The 26,248-nt window shown below is 66.8% G+C and carries 23 protein-coding genes; 15 read left to right on the forward strand and 8 right to left on the reverse strand.

Annotated features, from left to right (window positions below; genetic code table 11):
- Positions 1-31 precede the first annotated feature (31 nt).
- From AC07AB_RS20080 to AC07AB_RS20105, 6 genes are all read left to right on the forward strand, one after another.
- Positions 32-457: a hypothetical protein gene (locus AC07AB_RS20080; RefSeq protein WP_478568494.1), complete on the forward strand. Its 426-nt coding sequence runs from the start codon at positions 32-34 to the stop codon at positions 455-457.
- Positions 458-783: 326 nt separating this feature from the next.
- Complete coding sequence (locus AC07AB_RS20085; RefSeq protein ID WP_478568497.1) at positions 784-1,308, forward strand: hypothetical protein; 525 nt, start codon at positions 784-786, stop codon at positions 1,306-1,308.
- A 289-nt stretch (positions 1,309-1,597) separates the two neighbouring features.
- On the forward strand, positions 1,598-2,050 hold the full coding sequence (locus AC07AB_RS20090; RefSeq protein WP_478568500.1) for a hypothetical protein: 453 nt from the start codon (positions 1,598-1,600) through the stop codon (positions 2,048-2,050).
- A gap of 1,456 nt (positions 2,051-3,506) precedes the next feature.
- Entirely contained in the window at positions 3,507-4,727 is a 1,221-nt protein-coding gene (locus tag AC07AB_RS20095; protein ID WP_478568503.1) for a S8 family serine peptidase, read from the forward strand.
- Between the two features lie 156 nt (positions 4,728-4,883).
- The gene (locus AC07AB_RS20100; protein WP_478568506.1) at positions 4,884-5,240 is read left to right on the forward strand and encodes a WXG100 family type VII secretion target; all 357 of its coding nucleotides are present in this window, start codon (positions 4,884-4,886) and stop codon (positions 5,238-5,240) included.
- Positions 5,241-5,286: 46 nt separating this feature from the next.
- Complete coding sequence (locus AC07AB_RS20105; protein ID WP_478568509.1) at positions 5,287-5,592, forward strand: WXG100 family type VII secretion target; 306 nt, start codon at positions 5,287-5,289, stop codon at positions 5,590-5,592.
- Positions 5,593-5,658: 66 nt separating this feature from the next.
- On the opposite strand, the gene AC07AB_RS20110 is transcribed toward AC07AB_RS20105, so the two are convergent.
- From AC07AB_RS20110 to eccCa, 5 genes are all read right to left on the reverse strand, one after another.
- Complete coding sequence (locus tag AC07AB_RS20110; protein WP_478568512.1) at positions 5,659-5,889, reverse strand: DUF397 domain-containing protein; 231 nt, start codon at positions 5,887-5,889, stop codon at positions 5,659-5,661.
- Positions 5,890-6,096: 207 nt separating this feature from the next.
- Positions 6,097-6,690 (reverse strand): hypothetical protein, encoded by a 594-nt coding sequence (locus AC07AB_RS20115; protein ID WP_478568515.1) that lies wholly within the window; start codon positions 6,688-6,690, stop codon positions 6,097-6,099.
- Between the two features lie 42 nt (positions 6,691-6,732).
- Positions 6,733-9,099 carry a hypothetical protein gene (locus tag AC07AB_RS20120; protein ID WP_478568517.1) on the reverse strand — a complete coding sequence of 789 codons (2,367 nt, stop codon included), beginning with the start codon at positions 9,097-9,099 and terminating at the stop codon, positions 6,733-6,735.
- 12 nt (positions 9,100-9,111) lie between these two features.
- A complete protein-coding gene (locus tag AC07AB_RS20125) occupies positions 9,112-9,567 on the reverse strand; it encodes a hypothetical protein (RefSeq protein WP_478568520.1) in 456 nt (151 codons plus the stop codon).
- 141 nt (positions 9,568-9,708) lie between these two features.
- Complete coding sequence (gene eccCa, locus AC07AB_RS20130; protein WP_478568522.1) at positions 9,709-13,665, reverse strand: type VII secretion protein EccCa; 3,957 nt, start codon at positions 13,663-13,665, stop codon at positions 9,709-9,711.
- A gap of 175 nt (positions 13,666-13,840) precedes the next feature.
- Between eccCa and eccD the strand changes: the two genes are divergently transcribed.
- From eccD to AC07AB_RS20160, 6 genes are all read left to right on the forward strand, one after another.
- Positions 13,841-15,310 carry a type VII secretion integral membrane protein EccD gene (gene eccD / locus AC07AB_RS20135; protein WP_478568525.1) on the forward strand — a complete coding sequence of 490 codons (1,470 nt, stop codon included), beginning with the start codon at positions 13,841-13,843 and terminating at the stop codon, positions 15,308-15,310.
- Positions 15,311-15,497: 187 nt separating this feature from the next.
- On the forward strand, positions 15,498-15,785 hold the full coding sequence (gene rpsO / locus AC07AB_RS20140) for a 30S ribosomal protein S15 (protein WP_478568528.1): 288 nt from the start codon (positions 15,498-15,500) through the stop codon (positions 15,783-15,785).
- A 276-nt stretch (positions 15,786-16,061) separates the two neighbouring features.
- Positions 16,062-18,281, forward strand: coding sequence for a polyribonucleotide nucleotidyltransferase (locus AC07AB_RS20145; RefSeq protein ID WP_478568530.1), 2,220 nt, complete (start codon positions 16,062-16,064; stop codon positions 18,279-18,281).
- Positions 18,278-19,657: a M16 family metallopeptidase gene (locus AC07AB_RS20150; RefSeq protein ID WP_478568533.1), complete on the forward strand. Its 1,380-nt coding sequence runs from the start codon at positions 18,278-18,280 to the stop codon at positions 19,655-19,657. Before AC07AB_RS20145 ends, AC07AB_RS20150 begins: the two co-directional genes overlap by 4 nt.
- Before the next feature lie 83 nt (positions 19,658-19,740).
- On the forward strand, positions 19,741-20,493 hold the full coding sequence (gene dapB / locus AC07AB_RS20155; protein WP_478568535.1) for a 4-hydroxy-tetrahydrodipicolinate reductase: 753 nt from the start codon (positions 19,741-19,743) through the stop codon (positions 20,491-20,493).
- A gap of 4 nt (positions 20,494-20,497) precedes the next feature.
- Positions 20,498-20,950, forward strand: a complete 453-nt coding sequence (locus AC07AB_RS20160) for a hypothetical protein (protein ID WP_478568538.1) — start codon at positions 20,498-20,500, stop codon at positions 20,948-20,950.
- A 140-nt stretch (positions 20,951-21,090) separates the two neighbouring features.
- Here AC07AB_RS20160 and AC07AB_RS20165 read toward each other — a convergent pair whose 3' ends face one another.
- Together AC07AB_RS20165 and AC07AB_RS20170 are read right to left on the reverse strand one after the other, a co-directional pair.
- Positions 21,091-21,645: a hypothetical protein gene (locus tag AC07AB_RS20165; protein ID WP_478568541.1), complete on the reverse strand. Its 555-nt coding sequence runs from the start codon at positions 21,643-21,645 to the stop codon at positions 21,091-21,093.
- A 111-nt stretch (positions 21,646-21,756) separates the two neighbouring features.
- Entirely contained in the window at positions 21,757-21,999 is a 243-nt protein-coding gene (locus tag AC07AB_RS20170) for a hypothetical protein (protein WP_478568544.1), read from the reverse strand.
- Positions 22,000-22,283: 284 nt separating this feature from the next.
- Here AC07AB_RS20170 and thyX point away from each other — a divergent pair, with 284 nt between their 5' ends.
- From thyX to AC07AB_RS20185, 3 genes are all read left to right on the forward strand, one after another.
- On the forward strand, positions 22,284-23,024 hold the full coding sequence (gene thyX, locus AC07AB_RS20175) for an FAD-dependent thymidylate synthase (protein WP_478568547.1): 741 nt from the start codon (positions 22,284-22,286) through the stop codon (positions 23,022-23,024).
- Positions 23,025-23,198: 174 nt separating this feature from the next.
- Positions 23,199-24,098, forward strand: a complete 900-nt coding sequence (gene dapA / locus AC07AB_RS20180; protein ID WP_478568550.1) for a 4-hydroxy-tetrahydrodipicolinate synthase — start codon at positions 23,199-23,201, stop codon at positions 24,096-24,098.
- Between the two features lie 106 nt (positions 24,099-24,204).
- Entirely contained in the window at positions 24,205-25,890 is a 1,686-nt protein-coding gene (locus AC07AB_RS20185) for a ribonuclease J (protein WP_478568553.1), read from the forward strand.
- 12 nt (positions 25,891-25,902) lie between these two features.
- On the opposite strand, the gene AC07AB_RS20190 is transcribed toward AC07AB_RS20185, so the two are convergent.
- The coding region (locus tag AC07AB_RS20190; protein WP_478568556.1) for a hypothetical protein at positions 25,903-26,248 on the reverse strand (346 nt) is incomplete at its 5' end.

The following is a 26,248-nucleotide window of genomic DNA, read 5'->3' on the forward strand; positions in this document are numbered from 1 at the left end:
AACGCGACGGCCGTGGGGTAAGGCGGCCGTCTTGAGCTTTGTGCTCGTCGCTCTGTTGGCAGCCGGTGGCGTGGCCTATGGCCTCATGGCTGATGGGGGATCGGACCGGGGCGCCGCCGACAAGGCACCGAAGGGCCTGGCCGCCGGTGAACTGAGCTGGGCTGCGGCCCCCCCCCGCACAGTGCCGACCGAGGGCGCGGACATGGCGTTGGGCACGTGGTTCACCCCTGACACCGTCGTGAAGGCCGAACCGAACGTGGTGACCGCCTATGAATTGGCCTCCGGCAAGAAGCAGTGGTCATTCATCCTGAACGGACCACTGTGCGCTGCTTCCGGTAATGCGGACGCGAACACCGCTGTCGTCGTCACCGAGTTCAATAATGTGTGCACGCAGCTCACTGCCTTCGACCTCCGCAATGGTAAACGCGCCTGGACGAAAGACCTGCTTGCAGGCTGAGAACACGCCGGAACTGATCTCAAGCCGAAAGAGTGGTCGGCGATGGCGCGGCTCCGCATCGCTGTCAGCGACGGGTACGCGCTCCTCACCTGGGCGACGGGCGAGCAGACCGTCAGGTCAGCGACGGCAGGAGGATGGCGTCGGTGCAGCGAAAGGCGTGTGACGTGATCGCCGCCGCCGGCGGTAAGGAACTCCTCTCAGCGACCTCGTGCGACGCGCGAGGCGTGGTGCGGTAATTGAACCCTGCATCCCCAGGACGGCCGAAGTGGACCTGGACCGCCCCGAAGGGCGTCTGGGTGAGAGGGATCCTCTCCACCAGCCCAACCGTGCTCCAGACCGACGAGGACACGGACGGGAGCCGCGTGCTCACGGTTCTGGGAGACGACAATGGCCACGAGGTACGGCGTATCCCCTACGGCAATGACTGGGCCCTGGAGTCATACCTCCAGGGAGGAGACGGATGTGCTGGGGGACTCGTGTCGGGCGATGACTTCTACGTCGCGGGCAAGGGGATGACGTCGGCCTACTCGCTGACGACAGGCAAGGAGCGATGGGTCCACAAAGACGACGCGAACCGGGTAGCCAAACCGATCGCCGTGCAAGGGCACGACCTCGTGACGTACGTCCAGGCCACCGCGGAGCGGCCGGGCCGACTCTCCTACGTAGCAACCGATACCGGGGAGACGGACCGGACTCAGGAACTCGCGATGAGCGTCCGCAAACGCGAGTTCGCTATGGAGCCGATTCGATCTGCTGCCGCCTACCTGCAAGGCGGGCGGTTCCTGTTGGTGATCAACAGGCTGCTCCGATCCGAAGACAGCGATGTGATCCTGGCCATCGTGCAGAAGTGACGGTCCGTGGAGATGCCGCGAGGCGCCGGCTGAGCGAACCCGGTGGCAACCGGATCGGATGACGCACCGGGAAGTTCCGGGCTCCGGGCCCCTACGAAGCGGGGAACGATTCACTCCGTCGCGTCTTCGCCCCTGCGAAGCGCAGGTCAGCATGCATGTCGGGGAGGGGGTGGGTGTAGGAACCTGTTACAGATCTGACAACATGCTTTGACCATTTTGAAGTTGGGGCCGGGGGGACGGATGGCTAGAGTGTTCCAGCAGCGTCGCCGGTAACAGGGGGAGGGACAAGGTGGAGCTGAGAGCACTGAGTGCGTCGGTGCACACTCCGTTCGGCAAGAACTTGGTCAAGGAAGCTGAGACGCTGACCAAGTTCAAGAGCCGCGTCGACAAGGTGCTGGCCGACCTCGAGAAGTCTCCCGCATCGCACGAGAGCCTGGATCGTCAGACGATTCCCGCAGCGGCCTATGGTGATTTCAAGGCGGCCAAGCGCTTGTTCACCACGTACGTCGGAGTTCACGCGCGTCTCACCGAGCTTTCCAAGACCTTCGGGGACCAGATCGAAGCAATGGGCTTGGCGGCCTTGATGGCCGAGCGGGGTTACGCGGGCATAGACGCGGAGCAGGCTGCGCGGCTGAGGGAGATCGAGGCGCGTACGAGCAAGGCCCACCGTGCGCCGGAGACGACGGGCGAACAAGCGCAGGATCGCAGCGACGCCAAGGATCTCGGGGACGAGAAGGCGTGACGGGGGAGGCGAAGATGGCCACGGAGGATTTCCCGGCCAGAACCCACGAGCAGCTCTACGACATGATTTCTGGTGCCGAACCGGACAGGTTCAGTCACGCTTCGGATGCACTGGAGAAGGCCTACACCGATATCAATGCGATCGGTGAGGAGTTCAAGACGCATGTTGAGCGAGTGAAGTGGGAGGGAGAGGGAGGCGACTCCTTCCGTGTGTGGGGCACCGAAATGGCGAAGCAGACGCTTTTGCTGGCCGAATATGTCCAAGGGGTCAGCGGGGGGATGAGTCAGGTCGGTACGGGACTGGCGTCAGCGAAGAAAGAAATGCCGCCCGTAGCTGAACTCTGCTATGTGGATCCAGAGAAGGAAGAGAAGTCGAAGAAATCTTCGGAAAGCAAGCACGGAGAAGCCGTGCAAGCAATGAAGAAAGCGGAGTCCTACGCGAACGCCGTGAACGAAGACCTGAGGAAGCTGAAGGAGCCAAGGTTTCCCCTTCTGCCACTTGACCTCATGCCGCCTATCAGCGACAGCGAACGCCCACAAGGAGCACCCCCGGCCACGAAGGGTGCCGCCGCTGCGGGCGGTAGTGCTCCGCGTGCTACGTCGCTGCCCATCGTGGTCGGCCGATCCGGGGGAGCCGACACCGCACCCTCGGACCCCGCGCACTACGGGAAAGCGGATGGCGTCCGCCACCTGGTCGAGGTGGGCCGGCGAGGGGACGAGGCGACTGGCACGATCATCGACACCACGGCCGTGGCACCGTCGTCGGACACCACGAAGCACGTCGTTCCCGACCCTGCGGGGCAGGTGCACGGCCCCGCAGGGGCCGCTGGCCCCGTGGTACCGGGACCGGTTCTTCCTGGCATGCCGTCCAACATCAGGGGGACCGGAAAGTTCCCCCCAGGGCGCGTCAGCGAGTTCCCTGGGGGAAGCGTGAACCTGCCTCGGGCGGCGGCTGTCCCACGCGTCGGAGCGAACGACGGCGTGGTCGGCGGCACACCTGCGGGCAGATCCTCCCAGTCCACCGGCCCGCGCCTCCCACGAGGAACCGTCGCCGGTGAGGAGAGGGCCCCTGTGAGCCGACCGCCTATGGGGCGTGCGCCCATGGGCGCGGGGGGCTATGGTGCGGGAGCCGGGCAGTCAGGGGCGGCAGCCAATGCCCCCGGCCGTCGGCTGACCTCGGAACTGGGCGGCTCCACGGGTAGTCCTCGTACCCCGCGTGAGGGTCGCTCCGAGTTCACCCAGGGAGGGGCAGGACTCGTACGCGGCAATCAGGCTCCGGGGGCGGTCCCCCGTTCCGGGACCACGCACCCAGGCAAGGACAGACGACGGGCTGGTACCAGGCCCGACTATCTGGCAGAAGACGAAGAGACATGGACGAGTGGACGGCGCGACATTGTTCCGCCGGTCATCGACTGACGCATCTGCCAGCTGTGCCACGCCGAGGAGAGCGCCGACACATGCAATTTCAGATTCGGAAGCTGCGGCAACGCGTCTTGTCGGCTGCGGCGTTGTGCAGTGCCGGGCTCGTCTCTCTGGGGAGCCTCGCCCCTGCGGCTGCGGCAGCGGACATCCGTTCCCAGCAGTGGTACTTGCAGGACATGCAGGCGGACAAAATGTGGAAGGCGAGCAAAGGTAAGGGGGTTACGGTCGCCGTCATCGACACGGGGGTCAATGCCGCCCTTCCTGAGCTACGGGGCCAGGTGCTCGCGGGGGCCGATTCATCCAACTCCCCGACGGATCCTCATAAGGACCAAGACGGCCATGGGTCCAATATGGCCGGCATCATTGCTGGTACGGGATCCGACGAGGGTCTTCAAGGACTCGCGCCCGAAGCCAAGATCCTGCCGGTAAAAGCGGTGGTCAATCAGAAAACGGATGCAGTCGATCCGATGCTGGCCAGGGCTATTCGCTATGCGGCCGACCACAATGCCCGCGTCATCAATGTCTCGCTAGGGCCGGGAGGGTTTCCGACGCAGTATGCCAAGTCTCAGGCAGCCGTGGATTACGCGCTCAAGAGGGGCAGTTTGATCTTCGCTGGCGTTGGGAACAACGGCGATAAGGGCAACGCTCCTGTGTACCCGTCGGCACTCCGAGGCGTTATAGGGGTCGGGGCCATGGACCGTCAGGGTTCGGTTGCCAAGTGGTCGAACCACGGCGACCAAGTAGGGCTTGTCGCATTCGGTGACGAGCTTCCCGAGCACTGCACGAAGACTGAGGGAATCTGTACGGCGAGGGGTACCAGCCAAGCCACTGCCATTGCCTCCGCCTCCGCGGCCCTGATCTGGTCCAAACACCCGGATTGGACCAACAATCAGGTACTTCGGGTGATGATGGAGACCGCAGGCAAGCCTGCGAAGACCAAAATGCCCAGCAAGTACCTGGGGTATGGGAGCGTCCGTCCCCGCAAGGTACTTGTCGACGACGAGGGCGACCCAGGTCCAGCCGACGTGAACCCGCTTCTCGCAGCCAATGAATCGGCGTCGGCCAAGTCGGCTCCCCCGGCTTCGAAAGACGGGGAGGCCGCGTCCGCATCCGGCAATGCATCCGCTTCAACCGCTGACTCCACCTCAAGTGACGGCAACAGCACCACGTTGTGGTTGGTTGCGGGGGCGGTCGTGATCGGCCTCGCCGTGGTCGCGACCGGCTTCATCGTCGTACGCCGGCGTGGACAACGGTGAAGCAACTGTGAATGATGAGCAGGGTGATGCGATCGGCTGCAACAATGCACGGAACACGAAAGTAGTGCACGGCGAGTCCACTGCGATTCGCGTACATCAGTGAGCGGAGCAGCAGGCCGCACCATCTCACTGGCAACTCAAGGGGGAAGGTAGACCATGTCCGGTAACCAGAAGGTCAATGACTCAGAATTTCAGGCGTTCACGAACGCCATGGATGAGACGAGCCAGGCCTTTTCGGCGAACGTGCGCGCGTTGTCGAATGTGCTGACCAACTTGGACGGAGGCAAGTGGTCGGGCGAGGGCCACATGGCCTTCAGGAAGGCGCAGATCGCCGTCAACGACGACCATGATGCGGTGCGCCGACTGCTCGATGGCATTCGCGAGGCCGTTGTCCTCACGCATCGTGCGAGCGGGGCCAACGACAGCGAGATCGCTGGCTCCTTGAACAAGGTCGATGTCAATGGGGCGGCCCCCGGCGGACATCTGTCCAGCAAGATCGACGGCTTCGCGTAACCGCATCCACAGTTCGGCACATCACCACCAAGGAATGGAGGGCCAAGTGTCCGGGAACAACGGGGAACTTGCAGTCCACTACGGCGCAGTCAATCAGACCGCCGATGACATCATGCGAGTATCTCGCGAGCTGCAGGAAGAAATCGCGAAGATGAGCGCCGCGGTCAAGCGCGTCTCCAATGGCTGGGAGGGTGAGGCGCACAACATGATGAAGCAGGCCGAGGGCATCTTCCAGACGCGCAGCACTCACATTCACGAGACCCTCAAGGACGTCGCAGATCGCGTCAGGACGGGTTCCGCGCAGTATCACGCGACGGACAAGAAGGCAGCTCAGCTGTTCGAAATCAGCTAGGCAGACTGAGGTTATCGACTGATGGGGTGGGCAGCCGTTGAACGGCTGCCCACCCCATCAGCGTACTCACTTAAGATCGAACTCCCCATCCCGCGCCCCGAGCACGAACGCCCGCCATTCGCCTTCGGTGTAGCGCAACACGGTATCCGGATCCACGGACGATCGCATCGCGACCGCGCCACCTGGCAGATAAGCAATCTCCACTCGTTCTTCGGCAGCACCACCTGGCGCGCTGAGCCACTCGGCATCAGAGATGTCGAGTGCGTACAACTCAGCCTTCTCGCGTTCATCAGCCATCAGTCACGGCCTCTTTCGTTGATGTGATTCGGGTGCTGCTCGGTCCCGGAGGTGAGATGGGTGCGACCATCATGGCCTTACTGCTTGCCGAAGGTCAGGATTTCAGGGTGTCTTCTACGTGGACTGGAGGGACTTGCCGAATGCGTCCTCGAATATTGCACTGTCCACTTCGCCGCAGCAGCGAGATCACGGAATCCCGCATTTTGCTTATGCTTTTTTGCAGCGGAGCTTCTCTTTGGCGAAGTCTGTGAAGTCTCCTATCATCTTCTCCAGAACACGACGTGCAAGCTTCTCGTCGGGGGGAGCGTAGGCCTTGATGTCCAAGGTGATATATTTGTCGGTTTCCGGATGGAACGGGTTTTTCGTTACATGAGAGGGAGGACGGTTGCAGGTGAATGTGGAGGCTGCTCCTGAATCCCACAACCACCCTTTTTCACCTACCGGAATGTGAGTGGTGTTCGGCTTCCCCTCGACGGTGATTCGTTGGGTTACAGAGTTTGGGACCGCATCACGTGCGGCGCTTGCATTGAATTGTGTGTTGCCATCAATGTACACCGAGCACACCATGGAAGATCTTCTACCATAGAGATCGAAATTGGACGGTGCGTCAAAGGATCCAACTTTTCCCTTTGTCGGAGTGATCTCCTTCATCTCCTTGCCGCTGAAAGCTCCCCAGCAGACGCTGTCAGGCATATTGGGGGAAGCGGACTCGTGCTTGTCACTTGAACACCCCCCCAGGGCGGCGGCAATCAGAATAGTGCATGCGGTTGACATTGCATGCGTATATTTCTTGCGGGGCATGACCTATTCCCTTTCAGTCCGTGTACCGAGGATCGGCCGGCCTTAAGATGCCCCTGTTGACGTAGCCCATTTTCCCCGGCCATCTGAATGGGCGTGCATCGCTTCTTTGGCGGCTGCTCCTGCGAGGGTTTCGATGTCGTATTGCGACATTCCGCTCCCGCGGCAGGCCGTGCGCACAGCCTCTCCGGCCGCGTATTTAGTCGCTTCCTCAGCCTCGCTGTAGGAGTTCGCAGCTTCGTGTCGTGCTTCAAGGGTCTTGTCATGCTTTACGTGTTCAGTCACGGCTTCAGTGATGTCATCCTTGAGCCACCCAACCGCGTCGCCGCCCATGGGGAGCTTATCGATGTACTTTCCGCCGAATGAATCAATAATCCGATTGACCCACTTCGCCTTTTCGTCGACGGCCTTATTGAATTGGCCGTCTTCGTACGCCTGGTTGTCGTGGATGGCTTCGGCTCTCGCCTCGGTCATGATTCCAGCGATTTGTCCGCCCGGGGTAACCGCATTCTCGATCGCGGTAGCGAGGTAGTGGTAATGATCGCGATTTTTGATCACATCCTTCACCAGCGCCGTTGTGTATGCTTGTTGAGCATTACTGATCGAGCCATATGCATCTGGATCCTGTCCGACTGCCCCGAGGAACTGCTGTAGATCTCCGCCACTGAATTTCGCACCATGCCCAAATGGTTTGATCAGCTGGTTCTCGTTCCTTAGTGCCATCTGCATATCCGGCATGTACTCGGCCGCCATATTGCCGAAGTTGCCCGCCAGACCGCTAAGTGCACCAGGATGATCGGGATCCTTCCCCTCCACCAGCACGGGGTGCGCCCCGACCTTCTCGACCACCCGCTCCATCACCTTGGCCATGGCCGCGGTATGGCGGACTTGATGCGCTTCCTCGTCGCTCGGGTCCCGATGAGTGGTGGCCGCCTCCAGAGCGTTGCCCAGGGCCACCTGTCCCGAGCGGGGTTCCCCGCCCTTCGCGTAGTCCAGTGTGTCCGCGTCAGGGTTCCGGTCGAGCATGTAATCGACCATGCTCATCGGACGGGTGTCCTCCTTGTTGATTTTCCCGTCGTAGTTGGAGTCGTAGTGCGTGACGACCTTGTCGGCTGAGGTGATGATGCCGTCGTGGTTGCTGTCTTCCCTGACAGGTTCGTTGAAGAAGGCAGTGGAGGCTTCCGGGTTGTGACTCAGCCCCTCCATCAGTCCGGTGAGTGGGTGGAACCCCTTGCCGCCGGCCTCGTCGAAGTTGAGCGTCGGCTGCCCGGACGTTCCGTAATGCGAGCCCGTTGGCGCGTTCCGATCCCAAATCTGCGGGTCTTTGCGCTCCATCGCGACCATGTCGCGACCGATTGCCGTCATGAAGCCGGCGTCGAACTTTCCGTCTCGCACGAGCGCGCCGAGGGCCTGGTAGCCATATACCTGTGTACCGGGAGCGGTGATGCGTGAGAGGTCGAGTTGCTGGTGACCGGCTTTCTGGAGGTCAGTGACCCAAGCGGCGTCCAGATGGGTTGAGCTGTGCTTGCTGGTGGCTACGCCGAGCATGGAGCCCATCTCATTCTGAATGTGATGGACGAGGTTGATTCGAGTCTTATCGTGCAGCGATGAAGCGTCCAAAGCCACATTGGCGTAGAAGTTCAGCGCGCCTTTCGGGCCCATGGCCTTGTAAAAAGTGGTAGAGAAATCTGGATTCTTCGCGTTTCGGTCGAACAGTTTCTGGAGCTGCTTGAGCTCGTCGAGATTTTTTGCTGTGCCATCCACGGTGAGATGGTGGGCGAGCCTGGTAGCAGTCTTGGCATCGGCGATCGCCTGTGCCTTCTCTGCCTCCTTGTACGAACCGTATTTCACCGTGGTGAAGTTATGGGGGTCCTTGCCGGCGATGGTACGCAGCGCGCGCGATGTGGTTTCATCGGCCTCGGCTGCCGATTCCAAAATCTTGTTGATCTTGTCCACCATCGCGTCGATCTTCTTCTGCTCGGCTGGTGGAACCTTCAGGAAGTTGGGGACATCATTGTCCTGTGGCTGCGCGACGAGCGGTGGTACGACTTTCTTGGCCGACCGGACGACGCCGCTTGAGCTGATGCTGAGTTCATGGCTCGCGGCTTCGTCCACAGCGGTCTGCAGGTCGCTTTTGCATGTTTGGAACTTGGCGTGCGCCTCTTTGAGGATGTTGCGGATGCTCGTGGCCTCGGTGAGAGCGTCGGAGAACTCCTTGGCTGTCTTGAGGACGAATGGCTTTACGGCGGCAGCGTTTTCACCCTGCCAGTTTGCTCCTTTGGTCTTCGCGGCCATGCGCTTGTCGGCGACCTCTTCAAGCATTTTGAGCTTCTTGACCATGGCGGTCCAATCCTCGACCGCTTCCTCAAGCTTCCCCAGGCGGAGGTGCTGGAGTTCTTCAAATGATGGCACCAGAGCCGACCCTCAGTGGAAGTAATGACTGATTTTGGAAGCGGTCAAGTATTCGCCCTCGACCTTCGGCATGCTGCTCGCGATTTTCCTCTCGTCGTTGGCATGTGCGGCGAGGGAGTAGTCCAGGTGATCGGAGATGAGAGCGCAGGCTTGCAGAAGGGTATTCACCTGGTTCCCCCAGGTTCGGACGACATGTTCCAGCGCCGATCCGGTGCCAAGACCTCCATCGGTGAGGTTGGCCGCCGCCGTCTTGCTGTTGTCGTGAGCGTGCCGGCCGTCGGTCTTGAGCCGGTTGTAGAGGTTGTAGGCGTCATTGCCGATGGGGCCGAGTTCGTCGCTGCTCACGCTCAGGTCGGCGGTAGTGGGCGAGCTGGGTCCGCTTCCATCTGCCTGGTTGATACGGGTATGAGTCTCTTGCCGCCTGGCTGAATCCGCCCTCAGCCGGTCCCATTCGGCCTCAAATGTCATTTTCCCGCCGTTTTCTTGTCAAGTCAGCCTTGCCGCAAGGTAGTTGTGCGTACCGGGTCGCCAATAGACAGGCTACCAATGCATAAAGCTACCAAGGAGGCACGGTGAGTTGTGCCTCCTTGGTAGCTCCGGCAAGGCCGACTACTGCTGCTCCGGCAGCCATCCCACCTGCATCAGCGGGACCCCCCGCTTGCGCGACACGAAGAAGCCGCGGCCCGGGGGCATCGGGCGGGGGCGGACGCCGCCCAGGAGGTCGCCCTCCGCGGGGTCGCCCGATAGGACGATGCCCTGGGCACCCAGCTCCTTGATGCGCTGCATGAAGGACTCGTACATCGAGCGGGACGCGCCGGCCGTGCTGCGGGCGATGATGAAGCGGATGCCGACGTCGCGGGCGAACGGAAGGTTCTCCGTCAGTACCGCCAGCGGGTTGCCGCTGCTGGTGGAGACGAGTTCGTAGTCGTCGACGATGACGAAGAACTGCGGGCCCGTCCACCAGCTCCGGTCGCGGAGCTGCTGCGGAGTGATGTCCGGCTTCGGCGCGCGGCGCTCCATCAGGCCGTTCATCGCGCCCGCGTGGACGGTGAGCGCCGAGGCGATCGGCGCGTACTCCAGCAGATGCGACTCCGGGATGACGTCGAGGAGCGAGCGGCGGTAGTCGCCGACCACGATCTTCGCCTCGTCGGGGCCGTACCGCTCGGTGATCTGCTTGACGAGGAGGCGCAGCATCGCGGTCTTCCCGGACTCGCTCTCGCCGAAGACGAGGAAGAACGGGTCGGTCTCGAAGTCCACGAAGACCGGTTCGAGGTTGGTCTCGTCGATGCCGATGGCGACGCCGTGCTGCGGGTATTCGAACCCCTTCGGGAGTTCGTCCGCGCGGAGCCTGCGGGGCAGGAGCCGGACGCTCGGGGCGTGCGGGCCGGACCAGGCGGCGTCGACCGCGCGGATCATCTCCGTGGTGGCGTCGGTCATGGAGTCCGGGTCGCTCCCGGCGTCGATGCGCGGCTGCGCGCCCATGAAGTGCAGCTTCTCGGGGAGCTGGCCGCGGCCGGGGACGCCCGCCGGGACGTTCGCCGCCACCTTGCGGTCGAACTCGGAGTCCATGGTGTCGCCGAGCCGCAGTTCGAGCCGGTTCAGGAGCTGGTCCTTGAGGGAGGCGCGCACCTCCATATTGCGGGAGGCGGTCACCACGACGTGCACGCCGTAGCCGAGACCGCGGCCGGCGATGTCGGTGACGATCGCCTCCAGCATCTCGTACTCCTGCTTGAAGTTGCCCCAGCCGTCGACGATGAGGAAGACGTCCCCCCACCCCTGGTCGGCGTGGTGCCCCGCCGCCCGCTGCCGGCGGTACGTGGCGATCGAGTCGATGTTCTGGGAGCGGAAGTACTCCTCGCGCCGGCTGAGTACGCCCGCCACCTCCGCGACCGTACGCCGCACCTTCTCCGGGTCGAGACGCGAGGCGATGCCGCCCACATGCGGCAGGTCGGCGACGGCGCTCATGCCGCCGCCACCGAAGTCGAGCCCGTAGAACTGCACTTCGGCCGGGGTGTGGGTGAGCGCGAACGCGGAGATGAGCGAGCGCATGAGCGTCGACTTGCCGGACTGCGGACCGCCGACGACGAGCATGTGGCCGGCCGCGCCCGAGAAGTCGCGGTAGAGGATGTCGCGGCGCTGCTCGAAGGGCTTGTCGATCAGGCCGAGCGGTACGACCAGCCCGCCCAGCCGGGGGTACTCCGTGGACGTCAGGCCGCGCCCCTCCACCGGTGCCAGCCCCGGCAGCAGCAGGTCCAGCGACGGCGCCTCCTCCAGCGGCGGCAGCCAGACCTGGTGGGCGGGCGCGCCCTGGCCCTCCAGCCGGCGCACGATCACATCGAGGACCGTGTCGGCCAGCGCGTCGTCGCCGCCGTTGACCGGGGTCGGCGGCGCGATCGGGTCCGGGGCGGTGTAGGTCACCGGCACCGGGGACGCCGTGAACAGGACGGGCCGGCGCTCGATCGGCAGCGGCGCGCCGCCGAGGTCGGCGGTTGCCGTGCGGTACGTACCGGAGACGTACGCGGCCTTGAAGCGCGTCATCTCGTCCGTACCGAACTTCAGATAGCCGGAGCCGGGCACCGAAGGGAGGTGGTACGCGTCCGGGACGCCGAGCGCCGTACGGGACTCCGCCGCGGAGAAGGTGCGCAGACCGATCCGGTACGAGAGGTACGTCTCCAGCCCGCGCAGCCGGCCCTCCTCCAGCCGCTGCGAGGCGAGCAGCAGATGGACACCGAGCGAGCGGCCGATGCGGCCGATCTGGATGAACATCTCGATGAAGTCGGGCTTCGCCGTCAACAGCTCGCTGAACTCGTCGATCACCAGAACGAGCGAAGCCAGCGGCTCCAGCGCGGCACCCGCGGCCCGCGCCTTCTCGTAGTCGTGCATGTTGGCGTAGTTGCCCGCCGAGCGCAGCAGCTCCTGACGGCGCTGCAGCTCACCCGTGATGGAGTCGCGCATCCGGTCGACCAGCGTCAGATCGTCCGCCAGGTTGGTGATGACGGCCGCGACGTGCGGCAGCTGCGACATGCCCGTGAAGGTCGCGCCGCCCTTGAAGTCCGCGAGCACGAAGTTCAACGACTCCGACGTGTGCGTCACGGCCAGGCCCAGCACCAGCGTCCGCAGCAGCTCCGACTTTCCGGAACCCGTCGCGCCGACGCACAGCCCGTGCGGCCCCATGCCCTCCTGCGCCGCCTCCTTGAGGTCCAGCATGACCGGCGTGCCGCCCTCGCCGACGCCGATCGGCACCCGCAGCCGCTCCGAGAGCGTCCGCGGCCGCCACGTCCGCGACACATCGACCGAGCCGGCGTCGCCGAGCCCGAGCAGTTCCGTGAAGTCGAGATTGGCCAGCAGCGGCTCGTCATCGTCGCCGCCGCCCCCCACGCGCAGCGGCGCGAGCTGCCGCGCGAGCGCGTCCGCCGCCTCCATCGACAGCGTGTCCGGCACCCCCTCGTACACCGCGACCTGCGACAGCAGCTGCAGCCGGTCGGGCCGTACGACCACCGACAGCCCGCCGCGCAGCTCGTCCAGCTCGCCCGGCACCACCTCGACGATCGTGACTCCCTGGAGCCCCTCCTGCGCCGCGAACGCCGAGTCGGGCGGCACCATCGCGCCGTCCAGTATCAGCAGCACCTGGGGCTGGTCGAGCAGTGGCTGACCGTCCCGGCTGAAGCGCGTACGCCCCTCCAGCCGCGGCTTCAGCAGGTCCTCCAGCTCGCTCAGGTCGTCGCTGATCAGACGGCGGGTCCCCGCGCCGTCGACCGCGCCGGGCAGCTGCACATGCGGCAGCCACTTCGTCCACTCCCAGTACGAGGCCGCGCCGCGCGCCGCCACCACCGCGATCACCAGGTCGTCCGGCGAGTGCAACGTGGCGAGCTGGGCCACGAGCGAACGCGCCGCCCCGTGCACCGTCTCCGGCTCGCCCGACAGCGTCACGTGGTAGAAGGCGCGCAGCGAGACCGCCATCGGCATCCCGTCCAGCGACCCGTGGACCGCCAGGAAGTGCTGCATCGCCCCCGCGGCCAGCGGCTCCAGTTCGTCGACCGGCGCGGTCTCCGGCGCCACCAGCGGCGTCGCGAGCTGCTGCGAGCCGAGTCCGAGCCGGGCCTGCCCGAAGTCGTTGTCGCTCATCCGCCGCTCCCACACGCGGCTGCCCTCGGCGACCACCGCCCACAGCTGCTCGGGGGAGGGGTGCAGATAGAACTGCGCGTCGCGCTGCGCCCGAGCTGTCCGGCGTACGGTCCTTCGCGTTTGCGCAAGGTATTTGAGGTAATCGCGGCGCATGTCCGCCATCTGCCCCTGTGAGCCCTGACGGTGCCGCATGAACATCGCGATGGTCATGCCGAGCGTCGAGAACATCATCATGACGCCCATGATCTTCATCATCGGCGCGGCGCCCGGCATGAAGAAATAGACCATCGACGAGGCCATGCCCAGCGTGGGCAGCAGCTGCATCAGCACGCCCTCCTGCTGGCCGCGCGGCAGCTCCGGAGGCGATTCGAGGTGGAGTTCTTCGCTCGGCACCTCGGGCGGGAGAGCCCGCGGTTGGCGCTTGACGACGACCTGGCTCAACGGTCCTTCAACCCCCATCACGCAAAAGGACAGTTCCAGTCCGGCGCCCCCGTGGCGACGGCCTCCCTCCGCGGAACGGCGATCCTACCGATGGGCCCCCGCCCCGGCCCCGGTAGGGTGGCCGCCGCGCGTATGCACGAGCGAAGTAAGCAGAGCGATTCAGGGGGCCTTTAACGTGAGTACGTCCGCTACGACCGGCTTCTGCAGGGTGACCGTCGTCGCACCCGACAGCCGGATCGATGTCGCACTCCCGGAGGACATCGCGGTCGCCGACGTCTACCCAGAGATCCTCAGGCTGACCGGCCAGACCCAGGCCGCCGGCGAGCCCACCGGCTACCACCTCGTACGCCGCGACGGCGCCGTCCTGGACAGCTCCCGCTCCCTGGTGGCCCAGCAGATCCTCGACGGCGAGCTCCTCTCGCTGCGCCCCTTCGCCGAGTCCCTGCCGCCCGCCGTCTACGACGACGTGTCCGACGCCGTGGCCTCCGCCGTCACCCGCGACCGCACCCTGTGGAACGACCAACTGCTGCGCGTCTGCGGCCTGTTCGGCGGTTCCCTGCTGCTCGTCCTGATGGGCTTCGTGCTCTGGTTCGCCGACCCCGTCCGGCACGACATGCACGGCCTGCCCGGCATCATCGCCGCCGCCGTCGGCGTACTGCTGATCGCCCTCGCAGGCGTACGGGCGCGGATCTACGCCGACCGGTCCTCGGCCGTGGCCCTCGGCCTCGCCGCCCTGCCGCATCTCATGATCGCGGGCTCCGGCATCCTCGCCCCCGCCGCGGGTGAGGGCATCGGCCGGCTCCAGTTCCTGCTCGGCTGCGTCACCGTCCTGGTGGCCTCCGTCGCCCTCGTCGCCGCCATGCCCACCGGCGACGCACCCTTCGTCGCCACCGTCTTCGCCGCGACCGTCGGCACCCTCGCCACCTTCTGCGCGATCCTCACCGAGGCCGACGTCACCGGCACCGCCGCCGTCTGCGCCGTCGTCGCGATCGGCGCCATCGCCTTCCTGCCGGGCCTGTCCGCCCGCGTCGCCCGGCTGCCCATCGGCTACGCCGCGCCCCGCTCCGCCGCGGGTGACGACCTCGACGCCACGCCGGGCGCCGCCACCGCGGAGCCCGTCGACGCCGACCGCATCGCGGCCCAGGCCCGCCGCGGCCACGAGATGCTGCTCGGCCTCGTCGGCGGCTGCTCCGCCGTCGTGGTGGGCGCCGCCGCCGTCCTCGGCTTCTCCGCCGACCTCTGGGGGCAGCTGCTGGCCCTCGCCGCGGGCCTCGCGATGCTGCTGCGCGCCCGGCTCTTCCGCTACACCGCCCAGGTCGCCGCGGTGCTCGGCGCGGGCCTCGCCGCCCTCGCCCTGCTCGTGCTCGGGCTGTCCCTCAACCCGCCGGCCGACGCCGTCCTCAAGCTGCTCGTCGAGCACGACCACGGCCCGCTCGACATCCGTACGGTCTGGCTCGCCGCGGCCGTCACCGCCGGCGCCGCCCTGATCATCGGCATCGCGCTGATCATCCCGAAGAAGGGGCTCTCCCCTTTCTGGGGCCGGCTGTCCGACATCGGGGAGAGCGTCCTGCTGCTCGCGCTCGTACCGCTGTGCCTCGCGGTGCTCGACGTGTACGCCTCGGCCCGCGGCCTCGCCGGGAGCTGACCGCCGAAGACCGCGGGCCGGGACGCGCGACCCGGCTGGTAGTGTTGGTGGCGGCCGTTTGTGTACGCGCCCCCGGAGCACTCTGGGGACAGCGCCCAGCGGACCTCGCCTCCCGAGTCATGGAAGCTCCCCTGCGATCGAGACCAGGGGCACTCGGCGGCTGAATACAGAATTTGAGGAGTACCGCGTGTCGCTCGACGCCGCTACGAAGAAGCAGATCATGTCCGAGTTCGCCACCAAGGAGGGTGACACCGGCTCCCCCGAGGTCCAGGTCGCGATGCTCTCCCGCCGCATCTCGGACCTGACCGAGCACCTCAAGATGCACAAGCACGACCACCACTCCCGCCGTGGTCTGCTGCTCCTGGTCGGCCAGCGCCGCCGGCTGCTGCAGTACCTGGCGAAGAAGGACATCACGCGCTTCCGCGCGCTGGTGGAGCGCCTCGGCATCCGTCGCGGTGCGGCCGGCGCCAAGTAAGCCGTCGTGAAGGGAGCGGTTCCCACCGAATGGGGGCCGCTCCCTTTGCGTATCTCGTGGGAAGCGGAAGCTTTGTAGTCTGGTCCCACAACGGCATGACGAAAATCGCATAGCGAATGAGGAGGAGCGTCCCGCTCGCCGCCGGTCCTCGGTAGTGGCCCCCGGAAAACCAGAACCCCGGGTGCTTCGATCGAAGACCGGCCCCGCACGGAGGACGCCCTCCACCACCGTCCCGCGCCACACGGGCGCCGGGACGCAGACGAGGAGATATCCCTGGTGGAGAACGAGACCCACTACGCCGAAGCAGTCATCGACAACGGCACCTTCGGCACCCGCACCATCCGCTTCGAGACGGGCCGCCTGGCCAAGCAGGCCGCCGGCTCCGCCGTGGCGTACCTGGACGACGAGACCATGGTGCTGTCGGCCACCACCGCTTCCAAGCGGCCCAAGGACCAGCTCGACTTCTTCCCCCTGACGGTGGACGTCGAGGAGCGGCAGTACGCCGCCGGCAAGATCCCCGGTTCCTTCTTCCGTCGTGAGGGCCGGCCCTCCGAGGACGCGGTCCTCACCTGCCGCCTGATCGACCGCCCGCTGCGCCCCTCTTTCAAGAAGGGCCTGCGCAACGAGATCCAGATCGTCGAGACGATCATGGCGCTCAACCCCGACCACCTGTACGACGTGGTCGCGATCAACGCCGCCTCCTGCTCCACGCAGCTGGCCGGCCTGCCCTTCTCGGGCCCGATCGGCGGCACGCGCGTGGCGCTCATCAAGGGCCAGTGGGTCGCCTTCCCGACGCACACCGAGCTTGAGGACGCCGTCTTCGACATGGTCGTCGCCGGTCGCGTCCTGGAGGACGGCGACGTCGCGATCATGATGGTCGAGGCCGAGGCCACCGAGAAGACCGTCCAGCTCGTCCAGGACGGCGCCGAGGCTCCCACCGAGGAGATCGTCGCCGCCGGTCTTGAGGCCGCGAAGCCCTTCATCAAGGCGCTCTGCAAGGCCCAGGCCGACCTCGCCGCCAAGGCCGCCAAGCCGACCGGCGAGTTCCCGGTCTTCCTGGACTACCAGGACGACGTCCTGGAGGCGCTCACCGCCGCCGTGCAGTCGGAGCTCTCCCAGGCGCTGACCATCGCGGGCAAGCAGGAGCGCGAGGCCGAGCTGGACCGCGTCAAGGAGATCGCCGGCGAGAAGCTGCTCCCGCAGTTCGAGGGCCGCGAGAAGGAGATCTCCGGTGCCTACCGCGCGCTGACCAAGAAGCTGGTCCGCGAGCGCGTCATCAAGGACAAGGTCCGCATCGACGGCCGTGGCGTCACGGACATCCGTACGCTCGCCGCCGAGGTCGAGGCCATTCCGCGCGTGCACGGTTCGGCGCTGTTCGAGCGTGGCGAGACCCAGATCCTGGGCGTCACCACCCTCAACATGCTCCGCATGGAGCAGCAGCTCGACACCCTTTCGCCGGTGACGCGCAAGCGCTACATGCACAACTACAACTTCCCGCCGTACTCGGTCGGCGAGACCGGCCGCGTCGGTTCGCCGAAGCGCCGCGAGATCGGCCATGGCGCGCTCGCCGAGCGCGCCATCGTGCCGGTCCTGCCGTCGCGCGAGGAGTTCCCCTACGCGATCCGCCAGGTATCCGAGGCCCTCGGCTCCAACGGCTCGACGTCCATGGGCTCGGTCTGCGCCTCCACCATGTCGCTGCTGAACGCCGGTGTGCCGCTGAAGGCCGCCGTCGCCGGTATCGCCATGGGTCTGATCTCCCAGGAGATCGACGGCCAGACGCACTATGTCGCCCTCACCGACATCCTCGGTGCCGAGGACGCGTTCGGCGACATGGACTTCAAGGTCGCCGGCACCAAGCAGTTCGTGACCGCGCTGCAGCTCGACACCAAGCTCGACGGCATCCCCGCCTCGGTCCTGGCCGCCGCGCTGAAGCAGGCCCGCGACGCGCGGCTGCACATCCTCGACGTGATGAACGAGGCCATCGACGTCCCCGACGAGATGTCCCCGAACGCCCCGCGGATCATCACCGTCAAGATCCCCGTGGACAAGATCGGTGAGGTCATCGGCCCCAAGGGCAAGATGATCAACCAGATCCAGGAGGACACCGGCGCCGACATCACGATCGAGGACGACGGCACCATCTACATCGGTGCCGCGGACGGCCCGGCCGCCGAGGCCGCCCGCTCCACGATCAACTCGATCGCCAACCCGACCATGCCGGAGGTCGGCGAGCGCTACCTGGGTACGGTCGTCAAGACCACCACCTTCGGTGCGTTCGTCTCCCTCATGCCCGGCAAGGACGGGCTGCTGCACATCTCGCAGATCCGCAAGCTCGCCGGTGGCAAGCGCGTGGAGAACGTCGAGGACGTGCTCGCGGTCGGCGCCAAGGTGCAGGTCGAGATCGCCGAGATCGACCAGCGCGGCAAGCTCTCCCTGATCCCCGTGGTCGAGGAAGACGAGAACGACGCCGAGCAGAAGGACGACGCCGCCAAGTGACGTCCCGTAGCTCACAGGCGACGGCCCGCCCCTCCACGGAGGGGCGGGCCGTCGCCCGTACCCAAACGCTTCTCAAGGGCGAGAACGGCATCGGCACGGTCCGCAAGACCACCCTCCCGGGCGGCCTGCGCGTCGTCACCGAGACCCTGCCGTCCGTACGCTCCGCGACCTTCGGCATCTGGGCGCACGTCGGCTCCCGCGACGAGACGCCCTCCCTCAACGGCGCCACCCACTACCTGGAACACCTGCTCTTCAAGGGCACCGAGCGGCGCAGCGCGCTCGACATCTCCGCCGCCATAGACGCGGTCGGCGGCGAGATGAACGCCTTCACGGCGAAGGAGTACACCTGCTACTACGCGCGGGTGCTCGACACCGATCTGCCGCTGGCCATCGACGTGGTCTGCGACATGCTCACCGGCTCGCTGATCAAGCCCGAGGACGTGGACGCCGAGCGCGGCGTCATCCTCGAAGAGATCGCGATGACCGAGGACGATCCGGGCGACTGCGTGCACGACCTCTTCGCGGAGACCATGCTCGGCGACACCCCGCTGGGCCGCCCCGTCCTCGGCACCGTCGACACGGTCAACGCCCTCGATCGCGACCGCATCGCCCGCTTCTACAAGAAGCACTACGACCCGACGCACCTGGTCGTGGCCGCGGCGGGCAACGTCGACCACGCCAAGGTCGTACGCCAGGTCCGCCGCGCCTTCGAGCGCGCCGACGCCCTCGGCCGTACGGGCGCGACGCCGGTCGCCCCCCGCGTCGGCGCCCGCACCCTGCGCACGGCCGGGCGCGTCGAGGTGCTCGACCGCAGGACCGAGCAGGCGCACATGATCCTCGGCATGCCGGGCCTGGCCCGTACGGACGACCGGCGCTGGGCGCTCGGCGTGCTCAACACCGCCCTCGGCGGCGGCATGAGCTCCCGCCTCTTCCAGGAGATCCGGGAGAAGCGCGGACTGGCGTACTCCGTCTACTCCTACACCTCCGGCTTCGCCGACTGCGGACTCTTCGGCGTCTACGCGGGCTGCCGCCCGAACCAGGTCCACGACGTCCTGGGGATCTGCCGCGACCAGCTCGACCAGGTCGCTGAGCAGGGCCTCAGCGACGAGGAGGTCGGCCGCGCCATCGGCCAGCTCGCCGGCTCCACCGTGCTCGGCCTGGAGGACACCGGCGCGCTGATGAACCGCATCGGCAAGAGCGAGCTGTGCTGGGGCGAGCAGATGTCCGTCGACGACATGCTGGCGCGCATCGCGGCCGTCACCCCGGACGACGTGCGCGCGGTCGCCCGCGACGTACTGACCCGGCGGCCCTCGCTGTCCGTCATCGGACCGCTGAAGGACAAGCAGGCGGCCCGCCTGCACGACGTCGTCTCCTGACCGGCCCGTCGATGCCGCCGAGCCCGTAAGCCGATCACCCGATCGGATCACCATCAGCCGAGAAGTCGAAGGAAGCAAGCACGATGAGCAAGCTGCGTGTGGCAGTCATCGGCGCCAAGGGCCGTATCGGCTCCGAGGCCGTACGAGCCGTGGAAGCGGCCGACGACATGGAACTGGTGGCGGCGCTGGGCCGGGGCGACGGCCTGGAGGCGCTGACCGAGAACGGCGCCCAGGTCGCCGTCGAGCTGACCCACCCGGACTCGGTCATGGACAACCTCGACTTCTGCGTCCGGCACGGAATCCACGGCGTCGTCGGCACGACCGGCTGGACCGAAGACCGCCTCGCCCAGCTGCGGGGATGGCTCGACGCCGTGCCGGGAACCGGCGTGCTCATCGCGCCGAACTTCTCCATCGGCGCCGTGCTGACCATGCGGTTCTCCCAGCAGGCCGCCCGCTACTTCGAGTCGGTCGAGGTCATCGAGCTGCACCACCCCAACAAGGCCGACGCCCCGTCCGGCACCGCCACCCGCACCGCACAGCTGATCGCCGCCGTGCGGGCCGAGGCCGGCTGCGCGCCGCAGCCGGACGCGACGGCCACCGCGCTGGACGGCGCGCGCGGCGCGGACGTCGACGGCGTCCCGGTGCACTCCGTCCGCCTCCGCGGCCTCCTCGCCCATCAAGAGGTCATCCTCGGCGACACCGGCGAGACGCTGACGATCCGGCACGACTCGCTGCACCACAGCAGCTTCATGCCGGGCATCCTGCTGGGCGCGCGCCGCGTCGTCGACACCCCGGGGCTGACCTTCGGCCTGGAACACTTCCTGGACCTGGGCTGACACCGTGCGCGCAAAGATCATCTATTTCGCCCTGGCCGCCGTCCTGGTCGTCTATTTCGTCCTGGTCGGCAGCCGAGGCGTGCTGCTCATAGAGCAGGGCACCGTGGTGACCGTCGTCTTCGGCGTCGCGGTGCTCATCCTGCCGTTCATCGGCGCCTGGTTCCTGTGGCACACCACCACGTTCGCGCGCGATGCCAACCGGCTCGCGCGGGAGCTGGAGGCCGAGGGCGGGCTGCCGGTGGACGAGCTCGTACGGACCCCGGGCGGCCGCATCGACCGCGACTCCGCGGACGAGGTCTTCGCCCGGCGGCAGGCCGAGACGGAGGACGCGCCCGGCGACTGGCGCTCCTGGTTCCGCCTCGCGGTCGCCTACCACGACGCCCGCGACACCCCGCGCGCCCGCAGGGCCATGCAGCGCGCCATCGCCCTGCACGACGGCAAGCCCGTACGGGCCTGAGCTGATCCAGCGCGGACCTGGAACAGGGCCCGGGGAGCCCCGGGCAGACAGCCGACCGCTGGGCGGAACCAGGGATTCTGGTTCCGCCCAGCGGTCGCTTGTCCGTCTGCGTCAGGGCACTCAGCCGTGTGCCCGGGGGCCTACGGGCGGTCGCTGTACTCCGCGGCCCAGCCCTCGATGGCGTCGGCCGCCATGTCGAAGGCTTCGCCGCGGGAGAGGAAGTCCCCGTTGTGGTCGGTGAGCACCGTACGCACGGGCTCGCCGTGCCGCCGCCCCACTATGAGGGCCTGGCCCTGCACGGTGCGCGGCAGCCCCAGCCACCGCACGGGCTGCTGGAGGGTCCGTACGGACGTGACGTCCTGCCACTGCACGGTGAGCGAGGAGAACAGGCCGACCTGGCGCAGCCCCTGAGCGCTCACCCAGATGCCGATCCGGACCAGCTGGACCGCGAAGGCGATCACCAGAACGCCCACGCCCAGGCAGACGCCCGCGCCGGCCAGAGAGCCGGCGGCGGCGATGACCATGGCGGAGAAGAGGATGTACGAAGCGAGCAGCAACAGCAGCGCGGCACCGCCGACCCGCCAGGGGCCCGGCCGGTACGGGCGGCGCCAGCGGTCCCGGTCTTCGTAGGGGAGGGGGACAGCGGCCGCGATCTCGTCGTAGTCGCGTTCGGCTGTCAGGAAGGGCAGGGGCACAACTTGTCCTCACTCACAAGCACACTCGAATGGGCTGTGCTCGGTGAGGTTATCCATGCGCGCGGGCCCGGACCACCCCAGGGGGGCGGGTCGGGCCCGCGGAACGCCCGATCAGCGGCCGTTCGACGCCTCGGACTGCTGGGCGTGCTGGTGGCTCTGCGCCCCGGGCTGGAGCGAGGGCATCCCGAACAGCAGCGCGCCGACCAGACCTGTCGTGACGGTCAGTCCGATCAGGACACGTCCGGCGAGCTGGGACCGGCTCGCGCGTTCTCGGGGCGGCGGCGTGATGTTGCTGCGGTAACGCTCGGCTTCGGCGACGAAGGCGAACGGTACGGGCTCTCGCCGGCGGAACATGAAGGGCTCTCCTAAGAACCTCGTAGTGGGCACTCACACATACAGACGATCGCCGGCCCGTTTTGGTGCCCGTTTTCGACAACTTTCTGTGAAAAATATCAACCGCCGGTCCGGCTGCTCACGGAAGTTGCGCGTCCACCCGCGCGCGGCAGAGCGAGGCTGATGGGCGGCCCGGTGAACCTCCTGGTGGCAGTGGTGCCGACCGGCTCGGCGGGGCGGTTGTGTCAGTGGTGGCCCGTAGGCTGGGCGCCGCCCGAACCATGCGATTGGAAGGACCCCCGCCGGTGACCGACACCCCCACCGAGAGCGCCACCCCCAGCTTCCGCAACGACGTCACCGTCGAGCTGGTCAAGCACAGCGCCGCAGACTCCGACGTGCTGTTCGCCGCCCGCGTCTCCACGGCCGGCGAGCAGTCCCTGGAGGAGGTCACCAAGGACCCGGAGCGCTCGAAGGGGCTCATCAACTTCCTGATGCGGGACCGCCACGGCAGTCCGTTCGAGCACAACTCGATGACCTTCTTCATCAGCGCCCCGATCTTCGTCTTCCGCGAGTTCATGCGGCACCGCGCCGGCTGGTCGTACAACGAGGAATCCGGCCGCTACCGGGAGCTCCAGCCGGTGTTCTACGTACCGGGGGAGTCCCGCAAGCTGGTCCAGGAGGGCCGCCCCGGCAAGTACGTCTTCGTGGAGGGCACGCAGGCGCAGCACGAGCTGACGGGCCGCGTGATGGCGGATTCGTACCGCGCGTCCTACGAGGCGTACCAGGAGATGCTGGCCGCGGGCGTGGCGCGCGAGGTGGCGCGCACGGTCCTGCCGGTCGGCCTCTACTCGTCGATGTACGCGACGTGCAACGCCCGCTCCCTGATGCACTTCCTCGGGCTGCGCACCCAGCACGAGGCGGCGGCCGTCCCGTCGTTCCCGCAGCGCGAGATCGAGATGGTCGGCGAGCAGATGGAGGCGGCGTGGGCCGGGCTCATGCCGCTGACGCACGCGGCGTACAACAAGAACGGGCGTGTCGCGCCGTAATGCACAGGTGTACGGGCTAGCGGGAGAAGTGTCCGTATTGCGGTATTTCGCTACCTTCATCTAGGCTGACATACGGACTCGGCGCTGCCTGAACCCCCGAGCAGGCAGCGCCGGGATCCACAACAGACTCCCCAAGGGAGCACCTCACGGTGAGCAACGAGTAGCGTGGCCCCCATGGCTCCGACCTCCACACCGCAGACGCCCTTCGGGCGGGTCCTGACCGCGATGGTCACGCCCTTCACCGCTGACGGCGCCCTCGACCTCGATGGTGCCCAGCGACTCGCCACCCATCTGGTGGACGCCGGCAACGACGGACTCGTCGTCAACGGCACCACGGGCGAGTCCCCGACCACCAGCGACGTGGAGAAAGCCCAGCTCGTACGGGCCGTGGTGGAAGCGGTCGGCGACCGAGCCCACATCGTCAGCGGGGCCGGCACCAACGACACCCGGCACAGCGTCGAGCTGGCTCGCGCGGCCGAACAGGCGGGCGCCCACGGACTGCTGGCCGTCACGCCCTACTACAGCAAGCCGCCCCAGGAGGGTCTCCTGCGGCACTTCACGGCGATCGCCGACGCCACCGAGCTTCCGGTGATGCTCTACGACATCCCCGGCCGCAGCGGCGTCCCGATCAACACCGAGACGATCGTCCGGCTCGCCGAGCACCCGCGCATCGTCGCCAACAAGGACGCCAAGGGCGACCTCGGCCGCGCCAGCTGGGCCATCGCCCGCTCGCGGCTGGCCTGGTACTCCGGCGATGACATGCTGAACCTGCCGCTGCTGTCCGTCGGCGCCGTCGGATTCGTATCCGTCGTCGGCCACGTGGTCAGCTCGGAGCTGCGCGCCCTGCTGGAGGCGCACACCGGCGGCGACGTCCAGAAGGCCGTCGAGATCCACCAGAAGCTGCTCCCGGTCTTCACCGGCATGTTCCGCACCCAGGGCGTCATCACCGTCAAGGCCGCGCTCGCCCTGCAGGGCCTGCCCGCGGGCCCGCTGCGTCTGCCGCTCGTGGAGCTCTCCCCGGAGGAGACGGAGCAGCTCAAGCGAGATCTGTCCGCCGGTGGGGTACAGCTGTAGTCACAGACTTCACAACTGCATACCGACAACAACTGCAAGTGCACGAATGTCACGCGCGCCATGTGTCCCAAGGGGGACATGTGGCGTGCGTGGTGAGGAGAGTCTTTTGAGTCATCCGCATCCTGAACTCGGTCCGCCGCCGAAGCTGCCCGAGGGCGGCCTTCGCGTCACCCCGCTCGGCGGTCTCGGCGAAATCGGCCGCAACATGACGGTCTTCGAGTACGGCGGCCGTCTGCTCATTGTCGACTGCGGGGTGCTCTTCCCCGAGGAGGAGCAGCCCGGAATCGACCTGATCCTGCCGGACTTCACGTCCATCAGGGACCGTCTCGACGACATCGACGGCATCGTGCTCACCCATGGGCACGAGGACCACATCGGCGCCGTCCCCTACCTGCTCCGCGAGAAGGCGGACATCCCGCTGATCGGCTCCAAGCTGACCCTCGCCTTCATCGAGGCGAAGCTCCAGGAGCACCGCATCCGCCCGTACACGCTTGAGGTCACGGAGGGGCACCGCGAGCGCGTCGGTCCCTTCGACTGCGAGTTCGTGTCGGTCAACCACTCCATCCCGGACGCGCTCGCGGTCGCCATCCGCACCCCGGCCGGCATGGTCGTGCACACCGGCGACTTCAAGATGGACCAGTTGCCGCTCGACGGGCGCCTCACCGACCTGCCCGCGTTCGCGCGGCTCGGCGAGGAGGGCATCGACCTGCTGCTCTCGGACTCCACCAACGCCGAGGTGCCGGGCTTCGTCCCGCCCGAGCGCGATATCTCCAATGTGGTGCGCCAGGTCTTCGCCAACGCCGACAAGCGGATCATCGTGGCCAGCTTCGCCAGCCACGTGCACCGCATCCAGCAGATCATCGACGCCGCGCACGAGTACGGCCGAAGAGTCGCCTTCGTGGGTCGCTCGATGGTCCGCAACATGGGCATCGCCCGCGACCTCGGCTACCTCAAGATCCCGGGCGGACTCGTCGTCGACGTCAAGGCCCTCGACGATCTGCCGGACGACGAGATCGTGCTCGTCTGCACGGGCTCCCAGGGCGAGCCGATGGCTGCCCTGTCCCGGATGGCCAACCGCGACCACCAGATCCGCATCGTCCAGGGCGACACGGTGATCCTGGCCTCCTCGCTCATCCCGGGCAACGAGAACGCGGTCTACCGGGTCATCAACGGCCTGACGCGCTGGGGCGCCAACGTGGTCCACAAGGGCAACGCCAAGGTGCACGTCTCGGGCCACGCCTCGGCCGGCGAGCTGCTGTACTTCTACAACATCTGCAAGCCCCGCAACCTGATGCCGGTCCACGGCGAATGGCGGCATCTGCGGGCCAACGCGGAGTTGGGCGCGCTCACGGGGGTCCGCAAGGACCACATCGTCATCGCCGAGGACGGCGTCGTCGTCGACCTGGTGAACGGCTCCGCGCGGATCGTCGGCAAGGTCCAGGCGGGATACGTGTACGTGGACGGCCTCTCGGTCGGCGACGTCACCGAAACCTCCCTCAAGGACCGCCGCATTCTCGGGGACGAGGGCATCATCTCCGTCTTCGTCGTGGTCGACAGCACCACCGGCAAGGTCGTGGGCGGCCCGCACATCCAGGCGCGGGGCTCGGGCATCGAGGACTCCGCCTTCGCGGCGGTGCTCCCGAAGGTCGAGGAAGCCATCGCCAAGGCGGGCTCCGACGGCGTCGCGGAGCCGCACCAGCTCCAGCAGCTCGTGCGCCGCACGCTGGGCAAGTGGGTCTCCGACAGCTACCGCCGTCGCCCCATGATCCTGCCCGTCATCGTCGAGGTCTGACGCTGCGTCAACTCACTGGACGGCCGCACCGATGCCGATTTGCATCCGGGCGCGGCCGTCCAGTACGTTTACGGCTCCACCGCAACGGGAACCGCGATCACTCACGTGAGACCGGAAACCCTGAACGCGAGTGGGAAATCCGGCCCAGGGAAACCTGATAAAGTCGGAAAAGCCGAAAGGCAAACCCCCTCCAACGGGGATCGGAAATGTAATTCGGACCGGAAACGGAACGGAAAACGGATCTGGTAGGGTTGGAAACGCGAAGAAGCCGAAAGGCCGAAACGCACCGGCGGAAATCAGGACCGCGAGGATCTGATAGAGTCGGAAACGCAGGAACACGAAGGGAAGCGCCCGGAGA

This window comes from Streptomyces sp. NPDC044033, assembly GCF_056434425.1.

What these genes read in the sequence shown, in the direction of transcription:
- dapB (WP_478568535.1), top strand. Translation starts at nt 19,741, where the DNA reads ATGAGCAAGCTGCGTGTGGCAGTCATCGGCGCCAAGGGCCGTATCGGC.
- AC07AB_RS20125 (WP_478568520.1), bottom strand. Translation starts at nt 9,567, where the DNA reads ATGACATTTGAGGCCGAATGGGACCGGCTGAGGGCGGATTCAGCCAGG.
- AC07AB_RS20110 (WP_478568512.1), bottom strand. Translation starts at nt 5,889, where the DNA reads ATGGCTGATGAACGCGAGAAGGCTGAGTTGTACGCACTCGACATCTCT.
- dapA (WP_478568550.1), top strand. Translation starts at nt 23,199, where the DNA reads ATGGCTCCGACCTCCACACCGCAGACGCCCTTCGGGCGGGTCCTGACC.
- AC07AB_RS20115 (WP_478568515.1), bottom strand. Translation starts at nt 6,690, where the DNA reads ATGCCCCGCAAGAAATATACGCATGCAATGTCAACCGCATGCACTATT.
- AC07AB_RS20170 (WP_478568544.1), bottom strand. Translation starts at nt 21,999, where the DNA reads ATGTTCCGCCGGCGAGAGCCCGTACCGTTCGCCTTCGTCGCCGAAGCC.
- AC07AB_RS20100 (WP_478568506.1), top strand. Translation starts at nt 4,884, where the DNA reads ATGTCCGGTAACCAGAAGGTCAATGACTCAGAATTTCAGGCGTTCACG.
- AC07AB_RS20095 (WP_478568503.1), top strand. Translation starts at nt 3,507, where the DNA reads ATGCAATTTCAGATTCGGAAGCTGCGGCAACGCGTCTTGTCGGCTGCG.